The sequence below is a fragment of the Pseudomonas sp. PGPR N4 genome (genome assembly GCF_059693665.1).
Genome location: NZ_JCAUKV010000003.1, coordinates 575,444 through 596,585 on the forward strand (window position 1 = coordinate 575,444; position 21,142 = coordinate 596,585).

The window sequence follows — 21,142 nt, forward strand, 5'->3', positions numbered from 1 at the left end:
GTACGCCGAGCCTGTACAGGCTCGGCGCGACAAGGCTGTCAGTCGACCCCGACGAAGCCGCCCGTCTGGTGATGCCACAAGCGTGCATACAAGCCCTGATGGGCGAGCAGTTCGGCGTGGGTGCCGGTCTCGACCACATGGCCCTGGTCAAGTACGACCAGTCGATCCATGCGCGCGATGGTCGACAGTCGGTGGGCAATGGCGATCACCGTCTTGCCCTGCATCAGCGTCTCCAGGCTCTCCTGAATAGCCGCTTCCACCTCTGAGTCGAGTGCCGAGGTGGCTTCGTCCATGATCAGGATCGGCGCGTTCTTCAGCAGTACCCGGGCAATCGCGATGCGCTGGCGCTGGCCACCCGAGAGCTTGACCCCGCGCTCGCCCACATGCGCATCGAAGCCAGTGCGGCCCTGCGAGTCGGACAACTGGCCGATGAAGTCATCGGCCCTGGCCCCGCGCACGGCGGCCCAGACTTCCTCGTCGGTCGCGTCGGGCCTGCCGTACAGCAGGTTGTCGCGGATCGAGCGGTGCAGCAAGGAGGTGTCCTGGGTGATCATGCCGATCTGTGCGCGCAGGCTGGCCTGGTTGACCTCGGCGATGTTCTGCCCGTCGATCAGGATGCGCCCGCTTTCAACGTCGTACAGACGCAGCAGCAGGTTGACCAGAGTCGACTTGCCGGCGCCGGACGGGCCGATCAGACCGATCTTCTCACCCGGACGAATATCCAGGTTCAGGCCATCGATGACCCTGCGACCCTTGCCATAGTTGAAGCCGACGTTGTCGAAGCGCACCGCGCCGCGCGTCACTTCAAGCGCTGGTGCCTGCGCCTGATCGGTGACCGTGACCGGCTGGGCAATGGTCTGCAGGCCGTCCTGGACCATGCCGATGTTCTCGAAGATGCCGTTGACCACCCACATGATCCAGCCCGACATGTTGACGATGCGGATCGCCAGGCCGGTCGCGAGGGCAATGGCACCCACGGTAATCAGCGAGTTGCTCCACAGCCACAGCGCCAGGCCGGTGGTGGTGACTACCAGCAAACCGTTGAGCGTGGTGATGACCACATCCATGCTGGTGATCACGCGCGAGGCCAGCTGGGTTTTCTCGGTCTGCTCGCTGATCGCTTCACGGGCGTACTGCTGCTCGTAGTCGGTATGGGCAAACAGCTTGAGGGTAGTGATGTTGGTGTAGCCGTCGACGATCCGACCCATCAGCTTGGAGCGGGCATCCGAAGACACCACCGCTCGCGCCTTGACCCGTGGCACGAAGTAGCAAAGTGCGCCGATGTAGCAGGCGATCCACACCAGCAGCGGTACCATCAGGCGCCAGTCGGCCTCGGCGAACAGCACCAGCGCACTGATCGCGTAGATCAGCACGTGCCACAGCGCATCCACCGCCTGCACCGCCGAGTCGCGCAGCGAGTTGCCGGTCTGCATGATGCGCTGGGCGATGCGCCCGGCGAAGTCGTTCTGGAAGAAGTTCATGCTCTGCTTGAGCACGTAGTTGTGGTTTTGCCAGCGGATCATGCTGGTCATGCCCGGGCTGATGGTCTGGTGCACCAGCAGGTCATGCAGGCCGAAGAACAGCGGTCTGATCAGCAGCACCACCACCAGCATCCACAGCAGCTCGGCGCCGTGCAGGCTGAAGAAGTTCGGGTCCGGGGTGCCCTGGGCGAGGTCGATGATCCGGCTCAGGTAGCCGAACATCGCCACCTCGATCAGCGCTGCGACCAGGCCGACGATCAGCAGGGCAACGAAGCTCGGCCAGACCTGACGCAGGTAGTACAGGTAGAAGGCCCACACCGTACTTGGTGGAGCCTCGCTCGGAGCATCACGGAAGATATCGATGAGCTTTTCGAAACGGCGGTACAGCATGGGCATTGCAACTCCTGTTCTACCCGACCGCAGGCAGTATCACGTCCCTGTGAAACCAGCGGTCAGTCGATGCGTTTGGCGGACTTGATGAACACCGGGTCAGCCGGGACATCACGCATGCCTTTTTTCACGGTGGTCTGCGAGTTGACGATCTGATCGACCACTTCCATACCCTTGGTGACCTTGCCGAACACTGCATAGCCAGCGTCACGGCCCGGGTCGAGGAAGGCGTTGTCATTCACGTTGATGAAGAACTGGCTGGTGGCCGAGTTAGGGTTGGACGTGCGCGCCATCGACAAAGTGCCGCGGGTGTTGCGCAGGCCATTGCTGGCTTCGTTCTTGATCGGGTCTTTGGTGTCTTTCTGCACCATCTGCTCGGTGAAGCCACCGCCCTGCACCATGAAGCCCGGAATGACCCGATGGAAGATGGTGTTGTTGTAGAAGCCGCTGTCCACGTACTGCAGGAAGTTCTTGGTGCTGATCGGTGCTTTTTCGGCGTTCAGCTCGATTTCGACCGGACCGAAGCTGGTGTCGAGCAGCACGTGCGGGGTCTTGTCCGAGGCCAGGACGCTAGTGGCAAAAGCAACCGAACAGGCAGCGAGCAGAATTTTTTTCAGCATGGGCTCAAAGATCCTTGAGAGGTGGAAACGCTAGTGAGGAACTGCAGCAGGGTCTGGTTGAAGACCTCGGCTTGATCAAGCGGCGTAGCGTGCCGCGAATCTTCGATTACCGCCAGCCTGGCGTGCGGGATCCGTTCGACGTAACGCTGTTTTAGTTGTACCGGGGTGTAATCGTGGTCGGCGGCGATCACCAGTGTCGGACACTGGATCTGGCCGATGCGTTCCGCCACGCCCCAGTCGACGATGGCGTCGAAGCTCTTCAGGTAGGCGCGCTTGTCGTTGCGCGCCCAGCGCTGGATCATCTTCTCCCGCAGGTCAGCCTGCTCTGGTTTGGGGAACAGGCGCGCGGCCAGGCCCTTGCCCACCGTCTCGACACTCAGGGCGCGGGCCAGGGCCCAGCGCTTGGCCCACCAGACCCAATCGCTGCGGGTGCGCCGTTTGACCTCGGGGGCGCTGTTGACGATGCACAGGCTGCGCAACCAGCGCGGGTGATCGACGGCGAACTGAAAGCCGATCATGCCCCCCATCGACAAGCCAACCAGGTGTACCGGGCCGGTCTGCAGGTGTTCGAGCAGGGCCAGCAGGTCTTCGCTGAAGGTTGCGATCTGGTAGCCGTCGGTGGGTTTGTCCGAGCGGCCATGGCCGCGGCTGTCGAGCAGGATCACCCGGTAGTGCTGACTCAGCAGCGGCACCTGCAGCTCCCAGTCGAGGCTGCTCGAACCGAGGCCGTGCAGCAGCACCAGCGGTTCGCCCTGACCGTATTGCTGGTAGTGCAGGGTGCAGCCTTCATGTTCGAAATAGGCCATGGGCGCGGGCTTCTCAGGCTTGTGGAGGGGCGGCGAAAGGCACATCCAGCGGCGCGGTGTCGAAGCTGCGCAGCAGATCGATGAGGATCTGCGTGGCCGGGCCGAGGGCTTTCTCTTTGCTCGAGTAAAGGTAGAACAGTGGGTGGCGACTGCCACCTTGATCCAGTTGCAATGGCTTGAGCAGCCCCTCGCGCAGCTCGCGCTCGATCATGTGCCGCGGCAGCCAGGCAAAGCCCAGACCGCTGCCGACAAAGGTCGCGGCGGTGCCCAGGCTACCGACTGTCCAGCGCTGCTCGGCGCCGAGCCAGCCGACATCTTTCGGTTGAGCGCGGCCGGAGTCGCGGATCACCACCTGCAACTGGCTTTCCAGATCCTGGAAGGTGATCTCGCGGCCCAGTCGGTGCAGGCTGTGTTCCGGGTGGGCGACGGCGATGAACTCGACCGAACTCAGCTCGGTGCCCAGGTAACCGCCGATGCTGAAGCTGCTGATGGCAAGGTCGGCGATGCCTTCGTGGAGCACTTCTTCGACCCCGGACAACACCTCTTCGCGCAGGCGCACGCGGCAGCCGCGGCTTTGCGGCATGAACGCGCTCAGTGCGCGCACCAGGCGGGCGCTGGGGTACGCTGCATCGACTACCAGGCGCACCTCGGCTTCCCAGCCTTGTTCCATATGGTGGGCCAGGTCTTCCAGCTGACTGGCCTGCTTGACCAGGTGCCGCGAGCGCCGCAGCAGCACGTTGCCGGCTTCGGTCAGCACGGCCTTGCGCCCGTCGATGCGCAGCAGCGGCACGCCGAGTTGCTCCTGCATGCGCGCCACGGTGTAGCTGACCGACGATTGCGAACGGTGCAGGGCGTCGGCTGCCTGGGCAAACCCGCCGTGGTCGACCACTGCCTGCAGGGTTCGCCACTGATCAAGGGTTACGCGCGGCGCTTTCATCTTCGGCTCCTGTTGTCCTAAGCTGCGCTCTTTCAAGGAGAGCGCCCTGTGAAGAAATATTGTCTGGCTGTCTTGCTGTGCCTGCCATTGAGCGCAATGGCTTATCCGATCGATGTGGCCAAGGACATCAGCGGGGTGAAGATCGACTACACCGCCTATGACACTGATCAGGACATCGGCAGCATTACCGTGAACAACTACGGCGAAGTGGCCGCGGCGTGCAAGGTCAGCTTTCGCAACGGCCCGGAAGCGCCTCGCGTGCGGCGCGTAGTGGTGCCGGCAAACAAAAGCGTGGACGTGACCGCGAAGTTCAACCGGCAGATCATCAAGCTGCGCATCGCGCTGAGCTGTCAGCCGCAATAAAACGGATAAATCGATAGATTGGCTCTACTTTTTACGCTTTTTTATCGATAGGTCAACCTCTAATCTCGCCTCCATTGAATCGCATCCCGTTTATGCCAATGGAGGCAGCATGTCCCACGTATTGATCATCGAAAGCAGCGCCCGCCAGCAAGATTCCGTGTCGCGCCAGCTGACCCGCGACTTCATCCAGCTGTGGCAAGCGGCGCATCCTGGCGACCAGATCAATCTGCGCGACGTTGCCGCCAACCCGCTGCCGCACCTTGACGCCGACCTGCTCGGCGGCTGGATGAAGCCTGCGGAGCAACGGTCCATGCCTGAGCAGGAGGCTTTCGAGCGCTCTAACCAGCTGACTGACGAACTGCTCGCCGCCGACGTGCTGGTGATGGCGGCGCCAATGTACAACTTCACCATTCCCAGCACCCTCAAGGCTTGGCTGGACCATGTGCTGCGCGCAGGTATCACTTTCAAGTACACCCCGACCGGACCGCAGGGCTTGCTGCAAGGCAAGCGCGCCATCGTTCTGACTGCCCGTGGCGGCATTCATGCCGGTGCCGGCAGCGATCATCAGGAACCGTACCTGCGTCAGGCCATGGCCTTCATTGGCATTCACGACGTGGAGTTCATCCACGCTGAAGGGCTGAACATGAGTGGTGATTTTCACGAGAAGGGCGTCAACCAGGCCAAGGCCAGGCTGGCCGCGCTGGCGTGAGCCACTGAGGCTTGATGTTGCCCGCTGCAGATCTGTTGCCCAGGGTGGCGCAACCGGCTAAGGTCGCCGCCTTGATTTGCGAGAGAGCACCATGGGCTACCTGATTATCGTCGCGCTGATCCAGGCGTTTTCCTTCAGCCTGATCGGCGAGTATCTGGCCGGCAACGTCGACAGCTACTTCGCCGTACTGGCGCGGGTGCTGTTGGCCGGGCTGGTGTTTCTGCCGCTGACCCGCTGGCGCCAGGTCGAACCGCGCTTTTTGCGCTCGATGCTGCTGATCGGTGCCCTGCAATACGGCGTCACCTACGTCTGCCTGTACCTGAGCTTCCGCGTGCTGACTGTGCCCGAGGTGCTGCTGTTCACCATCCTCACGCCGTTGCACGTGACCTTGATCGAAGACGCCCTGAACCGGCGCTTCAACCCTTGGGCGCTGGTGGCTGCACTGGTCGCAGTGGCGGGTGCGGCGGTGATCCGCATGGACAGCATCAGTGGCGAGTTCTTCATCGGCTTCCTGCTGCTGCAACTGGCCAACTTCACCTATGCCGCAGGTCAGGTGCTGTATCGCCACCTGATCGCCCGCAACCCCAGCGACTTACCTCACTACAGACGCTTCGGCTACTTCTACCTCGGCGCGCTGCTGGTGGTGCTGCCGGCGTTTCTGCTGTTCGGCAATGCCCAGCGCCTGCCGAGCACCGATGTGCAGTGGCTGGTGCTGTTGTTCCTGGGGCTGGTGCCGACGGCGCTGGGGCTGTACTGGTGGAACAAGGGCGCCTGCCTGGTTTCTGGCGCAACGCTTGCGGTGATGAACAACCTGCATGTGCCAGTGGGCTTGCTGCTCAACCTGCTGATCTGGAACCAGCACGAGCCGCTTGGGCGCTTGCTGATAGGTGGCTTGATGATTCTGGCCTCGGTCTGGCTCAGCCGGCTGGGCAGCAATCACGCTGCGCCAGCCGTTGGCGGGGTCAGGCGATAGCCTGACCTTGATAGCGCTCGGCGACGACGGACTGGCGAATCTCTGCCAGCAAGCCTTGCCGGGCAAGCTGCAGCGCATCCCAGCGTGCAGCGTCCTGCAGGGGCGGGATGGTCACCGGCTCGCGGCGATCGAAGCCGACCAGGGCAGCGTCGACCAGGTCGCCCACGGCCATCACCTCAGTCAGGGTATTGATGTCGATACCGGCACGATCCCAGATTTCCGTGCGTGTCGCTGCAGGCAGAACCGCCTGGACATAGACGCCCTTGGGCGCCAGTTCAAGGCTCAGCCCCTGTGACAGGAACAACACGAACGCCTTGGTCGCGCCGTACACGCTCATGCCGAATTCCGGCGCCAAGCCCACCACAGAACCGATATTGATGATCGCGCCGCTGCCGGTCTGCGCCAGCCGTGGCGCGATGGCGCTGGCCAGTCGAACCAGGGCGGTGGTGTTCAACGCGACCAGGTTGGCCACGCTGTCCGTTGATTGCTCGATAAAGCTGCCGGATTGCGCGGCGCCGGCGTTGTTGACGAGCAGGGTGATGCTGCTGTCATCGCGCAAGCGGGCTTCGACGGTCGCCAGGTCGCTGCTTTGCGTCAGGTCAGCCTGAATCACGTCGATGGCCACGGCATATTGCTGGCTCAGCGTTGCGGCGAGGGCATCCAGGCGGGTCTTGTCACGGGCTACCAACATCAGATCATGGCCGCGCTGGGCGAAGCGCTCGGCGTAGGTTGCGCCGATGCCAGAAGAAGCGCCGGTGATCAGTACGGTTTCAGCATTGTTCATGGACGAGTACTCAAGGTGAGTGGCTGTTGGGACGGTCAGATGGGGAAGCGGTTTTATGATGTCGATCGTAATCAAAACTGTCAACGGTTTTGATTATGGTCGACATCAGAGTATGCTGGGCCATCGTTACGAAGTTCCCGAGGCGCCCCATGAAGATCACCAAGACGCAATCACTCGCTAATCGCGCGCATATCGTCGAGACGGCTTCGCAGCTGTTTCGTGAACGCGGCTACGACGGTGTGGGTGTGGCCGAGCTGATGGCCACTGCCGGGTTCACGCAAGGGGGGTTCTACAAGCACTTTGGCTCAAAGGCCGACCTGATGGCCGAAGCGGCAGCGCTCAGCCTGGAGAGGTCTGCCGCCGGTGCGTGCACTATTGGCCTGGAGGAGTTCGTCAATCGCTACGTCTCCCGCGCCCACCGAGATGGCAGAGACACAGGTTGCACCGTTGCAGCCTTGGGTGGCGATGCTGCTCGTCAGTCCGATGAGGTCAAGGCGACCTTCGCCAGTGGCATCGAAAAGACCCTTGCAGCCCTTGAAGAGAAGTACCGGGCGGGGACAGGGGCGACGCCCGAGCAGGCGCGCGCCAAAGTCGTGAGCCTGTTTACTCATGCCGTTGGTGCCGTCATGTTGTCGCGGGCGTGCCCGGATGACTCAGCGCTGGCAGATGAAATACTGCAAGCGTGCCGGGCCGAGCTGCTGGATGCGCTGGCTGCCGACTGAGCAAGGCTTGCGCGGCTGCGCAAACCTTGTGGTCATTTTCTCGGTGATCAGCTGGCGTGGTGCGGCAGCGGTGACAAGCCACTGCTCTTGATCGCCGCATCTGCCTGAGGCGAAGCGAGGTATTCAAGCAGTGCCTTGGCCGCTGCCTGATGCTGGCTTTTGCTTACCATGGCGCCGGAATACATGGTCATCTTCTGTGCCTCGGCCGGGATCAAGCCGACGATGTCGATGCCCGGTACCGGCTTGAGTTCGCTGAGCTGCTGAAAGCCGATCTGCGCCTGCCCGCGAGCGATCACTGCACCGACCGGTTCGGCCGGGATCATGTGGGCTTTGGCATCGAACTCCGACCCCAGCTGCATACGTGGGAACAACGTCCTGGACAGATATACACCGCTGGCGCTGTCCGAATAGGCGACCGATTTGCTCTCCACCAGCACCTTGCGCAGGTTCTGCATCGTGCTGATGTCCGGCTTCGGCTCGCCCTGGCGCACGGCCATGGCAATGAACGATTTGCCCAGGTCGATGCGGCTGGCCTTGTCTGCCTGGCCGTCAGCGACCAGCGTGTCCAGCGCCGAGCCGACCATCAGGACCACGTCAGCATCCTCACCCTTGGCCAGCCTGTTGGGGATCGCCTGCGGGGTGTCGCCCATCGACGGCGCCGCCAGAACATTCAGTTTGACCCCGAACTTTTTCTGGTAAGCCGGCGCCACTTCGCGAATCGCACCCATGATGCCGCCCGAGCTGAGCACGGTCAGGGTGTTCGCGTCGCCAGGTACGGCTTCAGCTGCCGAGCACGCGAAGGTGGCCAGCAACAGTGCCGCGCAGGACATCGTTCGAAGCATGGGAGTGTTCTCCGGAACAAAAGAATCCAGATTACTGAGGCGCAGCCCCCGGTTCAGTTAACGGGCCGTGAAGGATGTTTCATGTTCTGAGCAAGCGGCGTGAACGACTATTGCCTACATCGGTACAGCAGTGCAGACGCTGCGGCATCGGGCACTCCCTTGCAGGGTGATAAATCGCGGGCAAAAGAAAGCCCGCTGCTAGGCGGGCAAGTTCAATCACACGTAGGGATGGCTATAGATTGCGCCCCTTGCCGTGAAAATTAGGTGAAAGTGAAGTCAACACGCCGTCAGATTTCACACACCAGTCCGATGCCGGCTGTAGCGTTCAAATGGCTGCAGATTCAGCCTCTGAAGTGGGGTTTGGATATAGCGATTGATAACAAAGACGCATCAATCCATGAAAATTAAACACTAACTGTTTCAAAATGTGTCCCGCATACTCTAGTTTAGAGCGTAACAAGCATTTTAAGAATATCGCTGGAGATCCGTCATGCATGCTTCATCCCCCGCTGCGGGCACTGCCCGTTCCCGCGCCGCAGCCGTGTTCCGCGTCACCTCGGGTAATTTTCTCGAGCAGTTCGACTTCTTCCTGTTCGGCTTCTACGCCACTCAGATTGCGACCGCATTCTTTCCTGCGGCGAGTGAATTCGCTTCCCTGATGATGACCTTTGCGGTGTTCGGCGCGGGCTTCCTCATGCGCCCGCTGGGCGCCATTGTGCTCGGTGCCTATATCGATGACGTGGGCCGGCGCAAAGGTTTGATCGTGACCCTGTCGATCATGGCCAGCGGTACGCTGTTGATCGTGCTGGTGCCCGGATACGCCAGCATTGGCCTGTGGGCACCGGCCCTGGTCTTGCTCGGACGGCTGCTGCAGGGCTTCTCGGCTGGCGCCGAATTGGGCGGGGTGTCGGTCTACCTGTCGGAAATGGCCACGCCTGGGCGCAAGGGCTTCTACACCAGCTGGCAGTCCGGCAGCCAGCAAGTGGCGATCATCGTTGCCGCAGCACTGGGCTACGGCTTGAACCAGTGGTTGGCGCCTGAGCAGATCAGCGAATGGGGCTGGCGCGTACCGTTTGCCGTGGGTTGCATGATCATCCCGTTCATCTTCCTGCTGCGGCGCAGCCTGCAGGAAACCGAAGAGTTCGCCAATCGCACCCATCGTCCGACCATGAAGCAGGTGGTGGCAACACTGGCCAGCAACTGGGGTGTTGTCATCGGCGGCATGTTGATGGTGGCAATGACCACCAGCGCCTTCTACCTGATCACCGTGTATGCACCGACCTTCGGCAAGACCGTACTCAACCTGACCACCACCGACGCCTTGCTGGTGACGCTGCTGGTCGGCGTATCGAACTTCTTCTGGTTGCCCATCGGCGGCATGCTCAGCGACCGCTTCGGGCGCAAGCCGATGATGATAGCGATGACCGTCCTGACGCTGTTCACCGCTTACCCGGCGCTGTCGTACCTGGCTCAGGCAGCGAGCTTCTCGCACATGCTTGAAGTGCTGCTGTGGTTCTCGTTCCTCTATGCGCTCTACAACGGCGCAATGATCCCGGCGCTGACCGAGATCATGCCGGTTGAGGTGAAAGTGGCCGGGTTCTCGCTGGCTTACAGCCTGGCCACGGCGTTGTTTGGCGGCTTCACCCCAGCCATGTCGACCTGGCTGATCCACCTCACCGGTGACAAGGCTGCGCCGGCGTACTGGGTAACCTTCGCTGCTGGCTGCGCGTTGTGTGCCACGCTGGTGTTGTACCGCCGGGTCAAGACCGCTCAGCCACACGCGGCGGTTTGATCGGGTTGTGACGACGCCTGGCGGCTCAGCTGCCAGGCATCAGCCCGATGCGTCTTCCTGGAAGCCCTACTCTGGGCGAGCAAAGCCAATAGCCACTGGCTCACCAAGGTGAGTTTTTCTCGTGGCTGTCAAATCAGTGTAAGTGTCTGGCGCAGCACACTTATGCCAGCGGCACCCTGAGAACTGAGGTGGGTATGCTGGAGACGCATGGTTTGACGAAAAATTGCAGGCAAAAGAAAGCCCGCTGCTAGGCGGGCTAAGGTCTATCACGTAGGGATGGGTATAGACTGCCAAGTCGCTCGTGAAAACTAAGTGAAAGGCAGGTCAATGGAGTGTCAGACCTGCGCCCCTTTTGCCTCGGATGCCTCTGGAGAATCGCCATGGCTGATGCAAGCAACGATGATCGTCCCGTGTACCAGGCCGCCTGCCATTGCGGGACTGTGCAGTTTTCAGTGCGCTTGACCGATGGTGTGCGTACTGCGCGCCGGTGCAACTGCTCGCTCTGCCGCATGCGCGGTGCCGTTGCGGTATCAGCCAACCTGGACGATATCACCGTCACCCAAGGGCAAGAGGCGCTCACGCTTTATCAGTTCCACACGCGTGAAGCCAAGCACTACTTCTGCTCCAAGTGTGGCATCTACACCTTCCATCAGCGCCGTTCTGCGCCTGATCAGTACGGGGTCAATGTGGCCTGTATTGAAGGCATGAGCCCGTTTGATTTCCCTGAGGTGACTGTCAGTGATGGCCGCACTCACCCTAAAGACCGCGTAGATGGGGGCTCGCGAGTGGCAGGCTGGCTGCGCTACGAGAACAATCCTGAGTGATTATCCAGCTTGTCTACTCGGCTTCCGAAACTGGCGGATGATAGATGCGATCAGCGTGGACAGCTCGCTGCCCTGCTCGGGCTGCGTCTGCAGCAGCTTCAAGCCTGCGCAGCGATACTGGCTTTGCTTTGGAACATGGCGGTGTCAGCCTTGAAAATCAAATCGTCGAGGTCTTCACCATCTTCCGGATACCACGCCACCCCTAGGCTGGCGCTAACCTTGATTTGGCTGTTTCCCCATGGAATGGGCAAGGCGACGGCTTCGCAGATTTCCCCGGTGACGCGCTGGATATCGTTTCGGTGATGCGCGCCGTCGAGCAGCACGACAAATTCATCACCGCCCATGCGCGCCGCTATTTCAAACTCGCAAATATTGGATTTGATTGCCGAGGCTGCGTGGATCAGCATGGCATCGCCCGCCTGGTGGCCATAACGATCATTGATCTGCTTGAAGTGATTCAAGTCGATATAGCACAAGGCCAGATGCTCTCCACGCTTCTTTGCGTCGAGCAGCCTCTGACTAGCGAAGGGAATAAAACTATTTCGATTTGGTAAGCCAGTCAGGCTGTCATAGAAAGCCAGCTTGTGTACTTCCTCTTGTGCGAGTTTGCGCAACTTTATCTCGTTGCGTAGATGGCGCTGGGCATTCAACAGAATCAGAGCGAACATCAGGACAAGCGCAGAGCCGATGCTGACCAGAACAATGGTCTTGCGCAGTCGCTCGACGAGTTGCGGCGGGTTGGGGTCGTAGATGAAGTTTTCCAATCCGGCAATACTGTCGACCATGCCCAGTTCGAGGAAAGTTTCAGCCATACGTTGCCAGCGCCCTGGGTTCATATGCCCGATCTCGATCAGGTCAGATACCACCAGCGGACGCATGGCCTCAGCTTCGAATTGCAAGTGCGCGCGACTTTTCTCCAGCGAATACTGATTGAGCAGCAGGTCTATGATTTGCTCGGGGTTATCCATCGCGTAGCGCCAGCCGCGCAGCGTGGCGCGGCGGAAGGCCTCGACGCGCTGTGGATGCTCGTCAATCTCGGCCTGGCTGGTGAACAGGATGTCGCTGTAGAAGTCGATCCCGTAAGTAACGGGCGAGATGATGTTGTATGCCACGCCCCGTTCTTGCAGGTAGAAGGGCTCGTTGGTCAGGTATGAGTTGAACGCCGTCACTTTACCGCTGGCCAGATCCCCAATTTGAAAACTGCTGGGTATCAGCTGTAGTTTTTCGAGGGCTATACCTTCGCTACGGAACATCGCCAGAAAATCGGCATCGGTCTGCGCATTCATCAGCATCAACGGCTTGCCGATCAGGTCGTGCACAGTGCGAACACCTTGATCTGTACGAGCCACGAGCACAGAAGGTGAGTGCTGAAAAATCACCGCCAGAGCTACCAAGGGCTTTCCATGCAGGCGTGCGTAGAGCAATTCACTATTGGCTTCGCCGTATTGGGCACGCCCAGAGAGCACTTCTTCGACCGGTGTGACATTGGGGCCGCCTTCGTGCAAGTGCACGTCCAGCCCTTCTTCGCGGTAATAGCCCTGAGCGATGGCGGCGTAGTAGCCCGCGAACTGGAACTGATGTTTCCAACGTAGCTGTACATCAATCACTTGCGCAGCACTATTCTCTTGAGTGACAGGGCTCGCCCACGCAGCCTGAGCCGAGAGCAGCACAAAACACAGCAGTCGACGCAGCCGAACCAGCAGAACTCTCTCCGGCCGGTCGAGCGCGTTAGAACAGCAACGGAGGCTGGGCATCGTGAAGGTCCGTTAATCGCGCTCATGGTTGAGCGTGCAAGGCGTTGCAGGGCATGGGTCGGCATTGTGACATCGCGCATGCAGGGCCAGCAATCGCCAGCCACGATGACCAAAGCGGCCGTTATCCTCGCTTCGGCGTGGCTGGCGCCTGATTCCCTATAACAGGCAACTACTGGCCAAAAAGGGTCGGTCGGGCCCGACAGCTTTCGACCCCAAGCTGCCACCTACACACCACTGCTACCCTTTCGCTGAATTTGGATCGACGCGTAAGGAGGGAAAATGTTGAAGGATGCCTACCGCTATAAAGTGTGGGCCGATGAGCGCACCTTGGCCGCTTTGGCAGACTTTGAAGGAATGGGCCAGGCCACGCCAGCGTTCGAATTCATGCGCCAACAGCTCAACCATATGGTCATAGTCGAGGAATTGTTCAAAGCTCGCCTGCTGGGCGAGCAAGCGCCGCATCCTGCAACTAATACCGCTGTCATTCCTGATCTGCACGCCCTCACACAGCGCCTGACCGCATGCGATGCGTGGGCCACCGATTACCTGGCGCGCATTACCCCGACGGAGCTTTGCAGCACTGTAAGTTTTGTGTTTTCGGATGGGCAGCATGGGGCGTTGACGCGCCAGGAAATCCTCTTCCACCTCATCAACCACGGCACCTATCACCGGGGCGCGATTGGCCATGCGCTTGATCTGGTCGGAGGCAAACGTCCGGCTGATACCTACACCGTGTTCATTCATGGCGCCGAACCGCAGCGTCGCCAGTCGGCATCTGGATAGACGCGACATCTAGTGTTTCGAGATCTTCTGCTGGTGTCAGCGAAAGCCAGAGGGGAGCATGACTCGCGGCAACCGACGCCGAGTTTGAGCTGATCAACTACTACTTTCAGTCGTCCAGCGAAGGAGAAGGTCTCGAGATCGAAACACACTGAACCTGACCGCTTCGGCATTAAATCCAATGTCCGCAATCTACCCATAGCGGCCATTCGCGGAAGACAGTTACCGACCAGAGGCGGACGCTCAAGACTGGTTACTTTCGGCCAATTGCTGCCATTCGGCCCCGTTTTGGGGGGCAGACGAGAATGTTAAAAATGAATCGCCCCGAGTTTCATAGATGCCTTCGAGCCTCAGGGATACCAGCCCAGTCCCAGTGGGACTGTCCGCTTTTGGCCGATTTCTGCCCTCCTTGAAGGGCAGCTATGGGTCGAAAGCGGTCATCCTCGACCCTCTGGTTTAGACCCTTCACAGCCAGTCGTGTAAGGCTGCAATTACTTCTGCTCCAAATGCGGAATCAATGTCTTCCACCAGCGCCGTCCTGCGCCAGATTAGGACGGGGTCAATGCGGCTTGTATTGAACGCCCTGACCAAGAATCGCAGGCAAAAGAAAGCCCGCTGCTAGGCGGGCCAAGGTCTATCACGTAGGGATGGCTATAGATTGCCAAGTCGTTCGTGAAAACTAAGTGAAAGGCAGGTCAACGGACCGTCAGACCTGCGATTTGCCGCAAATTTCACGCCTCACTCATCTCTTCCAGCCGCCGCGGCGCCGGCTCAGGCGCCGCACGCCCGGCCAGGCCAATCCGCATGTCATTACCACTCGGCTGCTGATAAACACTCAGGCCGAACTCCGGCAGCACCGCCAGCAGATAATCGAACACATCGCCCTGAATCCGCTCGTACTCGGCCCACGCGGTAGTACGGGTAAAGCAGTAGATTTCCAGCGGCACGCCTTCGGCGGTGGGCTGCATCTGGCGGACCATGCAGGTCATGTTCGGGTGCACGTCGGGGTGGGCTTTCAGGTAGGCCAGGGCAAACGCGCGGAAGGTGCCGATGTTGGTCAGCTTGCGCCGGTTGGCCGAGAGGTCGGCGACCAGGCCCTGGGCTTCGTTCCAGTCCTGCAGCTCTTTGCGCTTGCTTGCCAGGTAGTCGCCCAGCAGGCGTACGCCGGCCAGGCGCTGCTCTTCTTCGAGGCTGAGGAAGCGTACGCCGGCGGCGTCGATGAACACGCTGCGTTTGATCCGGCGGCCGCCGGATTGCTGCATGCCGCGGTAGTTGCGGAACGACTCGCTCATCAGGCGCCAGGTGGGGATGGAGACGATGGTCTTGTCGAAGTTCTGCACCTTGACCGTGTGCAGGGTGATGTCGACCACGTCACCGTCGGCGCCGACCTGAGGCATTTCGATCCAGTCGCCGACATGCAGCATGTCGTTGCTGGTCAACTGTACGCTGGCGACGAACGACAGCAGGGTGTCTTTATAGACCAACAGCAGTACCGCCGACATGGCGCCCAGACCCGACAGCAGCAGCAATGGCGAGCGGTCAATCAGGGTGGCGATGATGACGATGATGCTGAATACCCACAGCACCATCTTGGCCAGCTGCACGTAGCCTTTGATCGAGCGGGTGCGGGCGTGTTCGGTGCGCGCATAGATGTCGAGCAGGGCATCGAGCAGGCATGCCAGCGCCAAGGTCATGAACAGCAGGGTGAAGGCCAGCGCGACGTTGCCCAGGAAGTGCTGGGCGGTGGCGCCGAGCTCCGGCACCAGCTTCAGGCCGAACTGGATGATCAGCGACGGCGTGGTTTGCGCGAGGCGATGAAATACCTTGTTGTGGCGCAGGTCGTCGAACCACCTGAGGGCTTGTTGGCGGGCCAGCAGGCGGCTGGCATGCAGCACCAGAAACCGCGCCAGGCGGCCGAGAATCAGCGATACCAGCAGCAGTACACCCAGGCCAATGGCGGCGTGCAAGGTCGGGTGTTGGTCGAGAGTGCCCCAGAGATCAAGGGCGTTGAACCAGAGTCGTTGAATGTCCATAGGCTAAAAAAGCGGTCTGTATTGCGGAACGAGGGTCAATTAGAGCGCGGATCGGGGCAAAGTTGCCAAAAGAAATTCGGTTCTGGCGGCGGAAAACGGTACCCTATGCAACTTGAATTTACGCACTTGCCCGAGGTTACCCCCGTGTTTTCCCAATTCGCCCTGCATGAACGCATCCTTAAAGCCGTGGCCGAGCTGAAATTTGTCGAGCCGACTCCGGTACAGGCGGCGGCCATCCCCTTGGCGTTGCAAGGGCGAGACCTGCGGGTAACGGCACAAACCGGTAGCGGCAAGACCGCTGCGTTCGTCCTGCCGATGCTCAACCGCCTGGCTGACCTGGGCGGCCCGCGCGTCGAGATCCGTGCGCTGATCCTGCTGCCGACCCGTGAGCTGGCTCAGCAGACCCTCAAGCAGGTCGAGCTGTTCTCTCAGTTCACCTACATCAAGTCGGGTTTGGTCACCGGCGGTGAAGACTTCAAGGAACAAGCGGCCATGCTGCGCAAGGTGCCGGACGTGCTGATCGGCACCCCAGGGCGCCTGCTCGAGCAGCTCAACGCCGGCAACCTCGACCTGTCGCATGTGCAGGTGCTGGTACTGGACGAAGCCGACCGCATGCTCGACATGGGTTTTGCCGAAGACATGGAGCGTCTGTGCAAAGAGTGCGAGAACCGCGAGCAGACCCTGCTGTTCTCTGCCACCACCGGCGGCGCCGCGCTGCGCGATATCATCGGCAAGATCCTCAAGGATCCAGAGCACCTGATGCTCAACAGCGTCTCGCAGCTGGCTGAGGGCACCCGTCAGCAGATCATCATGGCTGACCATGACCAGCACAAAGAGAAGATCATCCACTGGCTGCTGGACAACGAAACCTTCCAGAAGGCGATCATCTTCACCAACACCCGCGTAGCTGCCGACCGTGTCTATGGTCACCTGGTGGCCAAGGACATCAAAGCGTTCGTGTTGCACGGTGACAAGGACCAGAAAGACCGCAAACTGGCCATCGAGCGCTTCAAGCAAGGCGGCTCCAAGGTGCTGGTAGCAACCGACGTAGCGGCCCGTGGCCTGGACATCGATGGCCTCGATCTGGTGATCAACTTCGACATGCCGCGCAGCGGTGACGAGTACGTACACCGTATCGGCCGTACCGGCCGTGCGGGTGGGGAAGGTCTGGCGATCTCGCTGATAACCCACAACGACTGGAACTTGATGTCGAGCATCGAGCGCTACCTCAAGCAGCAGTTCCAGCGCCGCCTGATCAAGGAAGTCAAAGGCACCTACAACGGGCCGAAGAAGGTCAAGGCGTCCGGCAAGGCCGTCGGCGTCAAGAAGAAAAAAGTCGACAAGAAGACTGGCGAGAAGAAGGCTGCTGCCAAGCGCAAGCCAACTGCCAAGCCGCGTCCTAACGCGCCATTGGCCAGCGTCGATGGCATGGCTCCGCTGAAAAAGCGCGCGCCCAAGCCAGAGTAAGTCTCTCCGGGGTCGCGTTCGCGGCCCCTGATCTGCGCCCGCCCTTCAGCGGCGGGCTGCAGTTGATCTAGCCGCAGGCGTTGCGCCTGATCACTCCGCTTTCTTCTCCGCAGTTTTCAGCTCCTGCAGACGGTGCTCGATCAGCTGGCACTTGTCCGGCACATCCTTGCTTTCAGTCGCCAGGTCCATGCCCTGCAACTCGTCGTTGATTTCCTTGGCCTTTTGCGGGTTTTGCTCAGTCAGTTGGCTGACCACCTTGGCCAGCTCTTCGCGTTTGGCGGTGGCTTCTTCCGGCGTGCAGGCCCAGCTTGGCAGGGCGATGCACAGACCGACGGCAATGGCACAGCTGCTTAGGATTTTCACGGGTTGACCTCCTTGTTGGCGTTATCCGGTTGAGGGGCCAGCGGCTGGAAAGTTCATGTGGTCAGGCCTTCTGAACGCTTGCCAACACCCGCATGTCCCACCCTGTGTACCTCTTTCCGTCCACAGCAAGGAGCCATCGCCATGAGCCACTACGACTGGGATTTGATCGAACGCCTGTTGCACGAAGTGCAAAACGGCGCTGAACAAAGCTTCACGCCTCGCCCTTACGCCGAACAACACGCCGCCGCGCTGGCTGCCAAAGGCCAGCCCGTGGGTGACCTGGACCAGCTGAAAACCCGCGCCTGCGAATACGAAAAGCTGCTGCTCGATCGCGGCTACATTGCCAGCCGCCCGGAAGAAGAGGGCGGGAACGGTGAAAATTTCGTGCTCACCGAGCGTGGTTCGCGCCTGCTCAGCATGATCGACAGCAGCATCCCCGGCTTCGAGCATCCGCGTCAGGTGTTGGATGAGCAAGCCGATGCGCTGGATCAGGCGACCTTCGATCACGTGTCGTCGAAGGCGCAAATCGCTGGCGGTGCAATTTAGGCTGGCCGGGCCGGGCTTCGGCGTCCGATAATCGCAGTCTGATCCACTTATCTGCCGAGCCTTGCCCATGCCTGCGAATCACACCGAGGCCCGCCTATGAGCGCGGCCCGCAAGAACCCTGATGCCTTTGCCCTGCAATTGATGCTCGGCTTGTGTCTGATCTGGGGCAGTCAGCAGGTCATGATCAAATGGGCCGCTGCGGATATCGCGCCAGTGATGCAGGCGGCGTTTCGCTCTGGCATCGCTGCGCTGCTGGTCGGCCTGCTGATCTGCTGGAGGGGCGGCTGGGGGCAGGTGGGTAGCACTTGGCGCGCGGGGTTGCTGGCGGGCGCTTTGTTTGGCCTGGAATTCATGTTCATTGCCGAGGGGCTCAAGCTGACCTCGGCGGCGCATATGTCGGTGTTCCTCTATACCGCGCCGATTTTTACCGCCTTGGGTTTGCACTTCATGCTGCCCAGCGAGCGCCTCAGGTTGCTGCAGTGGCTGGGCATCCTGCTGTCGTTCGCGGGTATCGCGTTAGCGTTTGCGGGAGGCGTGCAGCTGGATCAGATTGATGGGCGAACGCTGCTGGGTGATGCCTTCGGTGTGCTGGCTGGCTTGGCCTGGGGAGCTACTACAGTGGTCGTGCGTGGCTCGCGGTTGTCTGAAGCGCCGGCGACCCTGACCTTGTTCTATCAGTTGATGGTGGGTTTTGTCGGATTGCTGATGATTGCTCTGCTCACTGGGCAGATCGGCATGGTCACGCTTACACCGCTGGCGATGGGCAGTGTGCTTTTCCAGGGCGTGGTAGTGTCGTTTGTCAGTTACCTGACCTGGTTCTGGTTGTTGCGTAAGTACCTGGCTTCGAACCTGGCGGTGTTCTCTTTCATTACTCCGCTGTTTGGCGTGACCTTTGGCGTGCTATTGCTGGGTGAGCCGTTGAGCGTGAATTTTGTGCTCGGTGCGTTGATGGTTTTGGCCGGAGTAGTGTTGGTCAGCGCTGAGCCTTGGGTGCGTCGGCAGTTGCGCAAGGTGGTTGGTTGAGGCGGTTAAATGTCGCAGCAACCCCCCTCCAAACGCCGCTTGCAACAGGGAGAAACAGTTGACCGGCGGTCGGAACAGCCCGCCGCTGCTTGATCCCTGTCAAAATCGGCCTTATGTATAGGATTAGACGCATGCGTAATGCAGGACATAGGACTATGATCTGTATGAAACATCGAATGATCGATTTGCCGTGAGGCTGACCCGTGAAGGGGGCACTATGAAAACACCACTGTTCAACTGGCTCCATGACCTGGCTGTCGCCTTGGGTCTGATACCGCCACCGCTGCAACCGGTGCCGATCCCCACCGACGAAGAGCAGCGCAAACGCCAGCCTCGTCGCCGTTGAAACGAAAAGGCCGCCGCATTTGACTATGCAGCGGCCTTTGTCTTTTCAGCGCAGTGCAGTCAAATCAGGCCAGATTTGCGCTAGCCACCGGCCGCCGCGACAGCAGGCTGACCAGCACAAAGCTCACCAGGCCAACCGCCAGGCTATAGTAGATCGGCGTATTGGCATCCAGGCCATCCTTGACCATGAACAACAGCGCGGTGGCAAAGCCCAGCGACATGCTGGCGATGGCTCCTGCGGTAGTTGCGCGCTTCCAGAAAATCGCGCCCATCAGCGGGATCAGCATGCCGCCCACCAACAGGTTGTAGGCCAGGGTCAGAGCGCTGATTACATCATTCACTGCCAGGGCGATGGCCAACACCACCAGGCCGGTGAGTAGGGTGAACAGGCGGCTGGTGGCCAGGCTCGATTGCTTGCCACCGCGCAGCTTGGGCAGCAGGTCTTCGGTGACCGTGGTCGAGGCCGCCAGCAGGCCGGCACTCGCGGTCGACATCATCGCCGCCAACGCGGCAGCCATCAGCAGGCCGCGAATGCCGTCAGGCAGGGTGGTCTTGATCATGGCGGCGAAGGCGTTGTTGGGGTTGGCCAGGTCCGGCAGCAGCACATGTGCCGCCATGCCGATCAGGGCACAGGCCAGGCCGTACAACACGCAGTAGACACCCGCAGTGGTACCGGCGCGCTGGCAGACTTTTTCATCCCGCGCGGTGAACACCCGCTGCCAGATATCCTGGCCGATCAGGATGCCGAAGAAGTAAATCAGGAAGTAGGTGAGGATGGTGTCCCAGCCGATGGTGGTCCAGTTGAAGCTGGACGCCGGCAGTTGCGCCACCAGTTGATCCCAACCGCCGACCTTGTACAGGCACACCGGCAGCAGGATGAACATCAGGCCCACGGTCTTGATCACGAACTGGACGATGTCGGTCAGGGTCAGCGACCACATGCCGCCAATGGTCGAGTAGATCACCACCACGCCACCGCCGAGCAGCACCGACAGCCAGAACGGCAGGTCGAGCAGCACTTGCAGCACGGTGCCCATAGCCAGGGTCGAGGTCACCCCGATCATCAAGGCATAGGCCAGCATGATCAGCGCGCTGGCCTGGCGCGCCATCGGGTTGTAACGCCGCTCCAGCACCTGGGTCACGGTGAAGATGCGCAGGCGCAGCAGCGGTTTGGCCAGGAACAGGTTCAGCGCAATGATGCCCAGACCCAGTGCGGCGCAGAGCCAGAAGCCGGAGATGCCGTGTACATAGCCCAGGCGGACGGTGCCGACGGTCGATGCGCCGCCGAGGACGGTGGTGGCCATGGTGCCCATGTACAAGGTCGGGCCGAGGTTGCGCCCGGCCACCAGGTAGTCTTCATGGGTTTTCGCGCGGCGCATGCCGTACCAGCCCAGAGCGAGCATGCCGGCGGCATAGATCAATACAACGATGATGTCCAAGGCCATTGGGGGTCTCCCGATTATCATTATTATGGCGAGATCAAGTGCCCGGGCAGCCTCACGGTGCCCGGCGGTATCAGCAAGTACGGGTGGGCCTGTCACTGGCCCATGCAAGCAGCGCGACTGCAATCGAGCGCGCTGTCGACATC

General features: G+C 60.6%; 21 protein-coding genes. 11 read left to right on the forward strand and 10 right to left on the reverse strand.

What is annotated here, in order from left to right; all coding sequences use genetic code 11:
* Positions 1 to 38: 38 nt before the first annotated feature.
* The 4 genes from AC58X1_RS16605 to AC58X1_RS16620 all read right to left on the reverse strand — a co-directional run bounded on the left by AC58X1_RS16605 (position 39) and on the right by AC58X1_RS16620 (position 4,234).
* Positions 39 to 1,871 carry an ABC transporter ATP-binding protein gene (locus AC58X1_RS16605; RefSeq protein ID WP_181088303.1) on the reverse strand — a complete coding sequence of 611 codons (1,833 nt, stop codon included), beginning with the start codon at positions 1,869 to 1,871 and terminating at the stop codon, positions 39 to 41.
* Between the two features lie 62 nt (positions 1,872 to 1,933).
* Entirely contained in the window at positions 1,934 to 2,491 is a 558-nt protein-coding gene (locus AC58X1_RS16610; RefSeq protein WP_101317577.1) for a peptidylprolyl isomerase, read from the reverse strand.
* Complete coding sequence (locus tag AC58X1_RS16615; protein WP_101317579.1) at positions 2,485 to 3,297, reverse strand: alpha/beta fold hydrolase; 813 nt, start codon at positions 3,295 to 3,297, stop codon at positions 2,485 to 2,487. Before AC58X1_RS16615 ends, AC58X1_RS16610 begins: the two co-directional genes overlap by 7 nt.
* A gap of 13 nt (positions 3,298 to 3,310) precedes the next feature.
* Positions 3,311 to 4,234: a LysR family transcriptional regulator gene (locus tag AC58X1_RS16620; protein WP_103436513.1), complete on the reverse strand. Its 924-nt coding sequence runs from the start codon at positions 4,232 to 4,234 to the stop codon at positions 3,311 to 3,313.
* 48 nt (positions 4,235 to 4,282) lie between these two features.
* Here AC58X1_RS16620 and AC58X1_RS16625 point away from each other — a divergent pair, with 48 nt between their 5' ends.
* The 3 genes from AC58X1_RS16625 to AC58X1_RS16635 all read left to right on the forward strand — a co-directional run bounded on the left by AC58X1_RS16625 (position 4,283) and on the right by AC58X1_RS16635 (position 6,279).
* Positions 4,283 to 4,597: a 3-phosphoglycerate kinase gene (locus AC58X1_RS16625; RefSeq protein WP_150572160.1), complete on the forward strand. Its 315-nt coding sequence runs from the start codon at positions 4,283 to 4,285 to the stop codon at positions 4,595 to 4,597.
* Positions 4,598 to 4,706: 109 nt separating this feature from the next.
* Complete coding sequence (locus tag AC58X1_RS16630) at positions 4,707 to 5,306, forward strand: FMN-dependent NADH-azoreductase (protein ID WP_497429168.1); 600 nt, start codon at positions 4,707 to 4,709, stop codon at positions 5,304 to 5,306.
* A gap of 91 nt (positions 5,307 to 5,397) precedes the next feature.
* A complete protein-coding gene (locus tag AC58X1_RS16635) occupies positions 5,398 to 6,279 on the forward strand; it encodes a carboxylate/amino acid/amine transporter (protein ID WP_188035583.1) in 882 nt (293 codons plus the stop codon).
* Here AC58X1_RS16635 and AC58X1_RS16640 read toward each other — a convergent pair.
* Complete coding sequence (locus AC58X1_RS16640) at positions 6,269 to 7,063, reverse strand: SDR family NAD(P)-dependent oxidoreductase (protein WP_497429169.1); 795 nt, start codon at positions 7,061 to 7,063, stop codon at positions 6,269 to 6,271. The genes AC58X1_RS16635 and AC58X1_RS16640 overlap by 11 nt on opposite strands.
* 149 nt (positions 7,064 to 7,212) lie before the next feature.
* On the opposite strand from AC58X1_RS16640, the gene AC58X1_RS16645 reads away from it, so the two are divergent.
* Positions 7,213 to 7,785 carry a TetR/AcrR family transcriptional regulator gene (locus AC58X1_RS16645; RefSeq protein WP_188035585.1) on the forward strand — a complete coding sequence of 191 codons (573 nt, stop codon included), beginning with the start codon at positions 7,213 to 7,215 and terminating at the stop codon, positions 7,783 to 7,785.
* Positions 7,786 to 7,832: 47 nt separating this feature from the next.
* Here the strand turns inward: AC58X1_RS16645 and AC58X1_RS16650 are convergent, their stop codons facing one another.
* Positions 7,833 to 8,627 carry a substrate-binding domain-containing protein gene (locus AC58X1_RS16650; protein WP_497429170.1) on the reverse strand — a complete coding sequence of 265 codons (795 nt, stop codon included), beginning with the start codon at positions 8,625 to 8,627 and terminating at the stop codon, positions 7,833 to 7,835.
* Positions 8,628 to 9,117: 490 nt separating this feature from the next.
* Here AC58X1_RS16650 and AC58X1_RS16655 point away from each other — a divergent pair, with 490 nt between their 5' ends.
* Together AC58X1_RS16655 and AC58X1_RS16660 are read left to right on the forward strand one after the other, a co-directional pair.
* Positions 9,118 to 10,419 (forward strand): MFS transporter, encoded by a 1,302-nt coding sequence (locus AC58X1_RS16655; RefSeq protein WP_101317597.1) that lies wholly within the window; start codon positions 9,118 to 9,120, stop codon positions 10,417 to 10,419.
* Between the two features lie 380 nt (positions 10,420 to 10,799).
* Complete coding sequence (locus AC58X1_RS16660) at positions 10,800 to 11,243, forward strand: GFA family protein (RefSeq protein ID WP_150571573.1); 444 nt, start codon at positions 10,800 to 10,802, stop codon at positions 11,241 to 11,243.
* 98 nt (positions 11,244 to 11,341) lie between these two features.
* Here AC58X1_RS16660 and AC58X1_RS16665 read toward each other — a convergent pair whose 3' ends face one another.
* Positions 11,342 to 12,997: an ABC transporter substrate-binding protein gene (locus tag AC58X1_RS16665; protein WP_497429171.1), complete on the reverse strand. Its 1,656-nt coding sequence runs from the start codon at positions 12,995 to 12,997 to the stop codon at positions 11,342 to 11,344.
* Between the two features lie 279 nt (positions 12,998 to 13,276).
* Here AC58X1_RS16665 and AC58X1_RS16670 point away from each other — a divergent pair, with 279 nt between their 5' ends.
* Positions 13,277 to 13,780, forward strand: coding sequence for a DinB family protein (locus AC58X1_RS16670; RefSeq protein WP_497429172.1), 504 nt, complete (start codon positions 13,277 to 13,279; stop codon positions 13,778 to 13,780).
* Positions 13,781 to 14,508: 728 nt separating this feature from the next.
* On the opposite strand, the gene AC58X1_RS16675 is transcribed toward AC58X1_RS16670, so the two are convergent.
* The gene (locus tag AC58X1_RS16675) at positions 14,509 to 15,810 is read right to left on the reverse strand and encodes a mechanosensitive ion channel family protein (protein ID WP_465884483.1); all 1,302 of its coding nucleotides are present in this window, start codon (positions 15,808 to 15,810) and stop codon (positions 14,509 to 14,511) included.
* A 105-nt stretch (positions 15,811 to 15,915) separates the two neighbouring features.
* Between AC58X1_RS16675 and AC58X1_RS16680 the strand changes: the two genes are divergently transcribed.
* On the forward strand, positions 15,916 to 17,277 hold the full coding sequence (locus AC58X1_RS16680) for a DEAD/DEAH box helicase (protein ID WP_101317619.1): 1,362 nt from the start codon (positions 15,916 to 15,918) through the stop codon (positions 17,275 to 17,277).
* A 90-nt stretch (positions 17,278 to 17,367) separates the two neighbouring features.
* Here the strand turns inward: AC58X1_RS16680 and AC58X1_RS16685 are convergent, their stop codons facing one another.
* Positions 17,368 to 17,640, reverse strand: coding sequence for a hypothetical protein (locus AC58X1_RS16685; RefSeq protein WP_101317621.1), 273 nt, complete (start codon positions 17,638 to 17,640; stop codon positions 17,368 to 17,370).
* Positions 17,641 to 17,781: 141 nt separating this feature from the next.
* Here AC58X1_RS16685 and AC58X1_RS16690 point away from each other — a divergent pair, with 141 nt between their 5' ends.
* From AC58X1_RS16690 to AC58X1_RS16700, 3 genes are all read left to right on the forward strand, one after another.
* A complete protein-coding gene (locus AC58X1_RS16690) occupies positions 17,782 to 18,186 on the forward strand; it encodes a transcriptional regulator (RefSeq protein ID WP_259075260.1) in 405 nt (134 codons plus the stop codon).
* Between the two features lie 96 nt (positions 18,187 to 18,282).
* Complete coding sequence (locus AC58X1_RS16695) at positions 18,283 to 19,209, forward strand: DMT family transporter (protein WP_101317625.1); 927 nt, start codon at positions 18,283 to 18,285, stop codon at positions 19,207 to 19,209.
* Positions 19,210 to 19,426: 217 nt separating this feature from the next.
* The gene (locus AC58X1_RS16700) at positions 19,427 to 19,555 is read left to right on the forward strand and encodes a PA1414 family protein (protein WP_256585700.1); all 129 of its coding nucleotides are present in this window, start codon (positions 19,427 to 19,429) and stop codon (positions 19,553 to 19,555) included.
* A 64-nt stretch (positions 19,556 to 19,619) separates the two neighbouring features.
* On the opposite strand, the gene AC58X1_RS16705 is transcribed toward AC58X1_RS16700, so the two are convergent.
* Entirely contained in the window at positions 19,620 to 20,999 is a 1,380-nt protein-coding gene (locus tag AC58X1_RS16705) for a sodium:solute symporter family protein (RefSeq protein ID WP_101317627.1), read from the reverse strand.
* Positions 21,000 to 21,142: the final 143 nt, after the last annotated feature.

Coding starts and splice junctions, on each gene's coding strand:
- AC58X1_RS16605 (WP_181088303.1), bottom strand. CDS start 1,871: ATGCTGTACCGCCGTTTCGAAAAGCTCATCGATATCTTCCGTGATGCT.
- AC58X1_RS16610 (WP_101317577.1), bottom strand. CDS start 2,491: ATGCTGAAAAAAATTCTGCTCGCTGCCTGTTCGGTTGCTTTTGCCACT.
- AC58X1_RS16615 (WP_101317579.1), bottom strand. CDS start 3,297: ATGGCCTATTTCGAACATGAAGGCTGCACCCTGCACTACCAGCAATAC.
- AC58X1_RS16620 (WP_103436513.1), bottom strand. CDS start 4,234: ATGAAAGCGCCGCGCGTAACCCTTGATCAGTGGCGAACCCTGCAGGCA.
- AC58X1_RS16630 (WP_497429168.1), top strand. CDS start 4,707: ATGTCCCACGTATTGATCATCGAAAGCAGCGCCCGCCAGCAAGATTCC.
- AC58X1_RS16635 (WP_188035583.1), top strand. CDS start 5,398: ATGGGCTACCTGATTATCGTCGCGCTGATCCAGGCGTTTTCCTTCAGC.
- AC58X1_RS16640 (WP_497429169.1), bottom strand. CDS start 7,063: ATGAACAATGCTGAAACCGTACTGATCACCGGCGCTTCTTCTGGCATC.
- AC58X1_RS16645 (WP_188035585.1), top strand. CDS start 7,213: ATGAAGATCACCAAGACGCAATCACTCGCTAATCGCGCGCATATCGTC.
- AC58X1_RS16650 (WP_497429170.1), bottom strand. CDS start 8,627: ATGCTTCGAACGATGTCCTGCGCGGCACTGTTGCTGGCCACCTTCGCG.
- AC58X1_RS16655 (WP_101317597.1), top strand. CDS start 9,118: ATGCATGCTTCATCCCCCGCTGCGGGCACTGCCCGTTCCCGCGCCGCA.
- AC58X1_RS16660 (WP_150571573.1), top strand. CDS start 10,800: ATGGCTGATGCAAGCAACGATGATCGTCCCGTGTACCAGGCCGCCTGC.
- AC58X1_RS16665 (WP_497429171.1), bottom strand. CDS start 12,997: ATGCCCAGCCTCCGTTGCTGTTCTAACGCGCTCGACCGGCCGGAGAGA.
- AC58X1_RS16670 (WP_497429172.1), top strand. CDS start 13,277: ATGTTGAAGGATGCCTACCGCTATAAAGTGTGGGCCGATGAGCGCACC.
- AC58X1_RS16675 (WP_465884483.1), bottom strand. CDS start 15,810: ATGGACATTCAACGACTCTGGTTCAACGCCCTTGATCTCTGGGGCACT.
- AC58X1_RS16680 (WP_101317619.1), top strand. CDS start 15,916: ATGCAACTTGAATTTACGCACTTGCCCGAGGTTACCCCCGTGTTTTCC.
- AC58X1_RS16690 (WP_259075260.1), top strand. CDS start 17,782: ATGAGCCACTACGACTGGGATTTGATCGAACGCCTGTTGCACGAAGTG.
- AC58X1_RS16695 (WP_101317625.1), top strand. CDS start 18,283: ATGAGCGCGGCCCGCAAGAACCCTGATGCCTTTGCCCTGCAATTGATG.
- AC58X1_RS16700 (WP_256585700.1), top strand. CDS start 19,427: ATGAAAACACCACTGTTCAACTGGCTCCATGACCTGGCTGTCGCCTTG.
- AC58X1_RS16705 (WP_101317627.1), bottom strand. CDS start 20,999: ATGGCCTTGGACATCATCGTTGTATTGATCTATGCCGCCGGCATGCTC.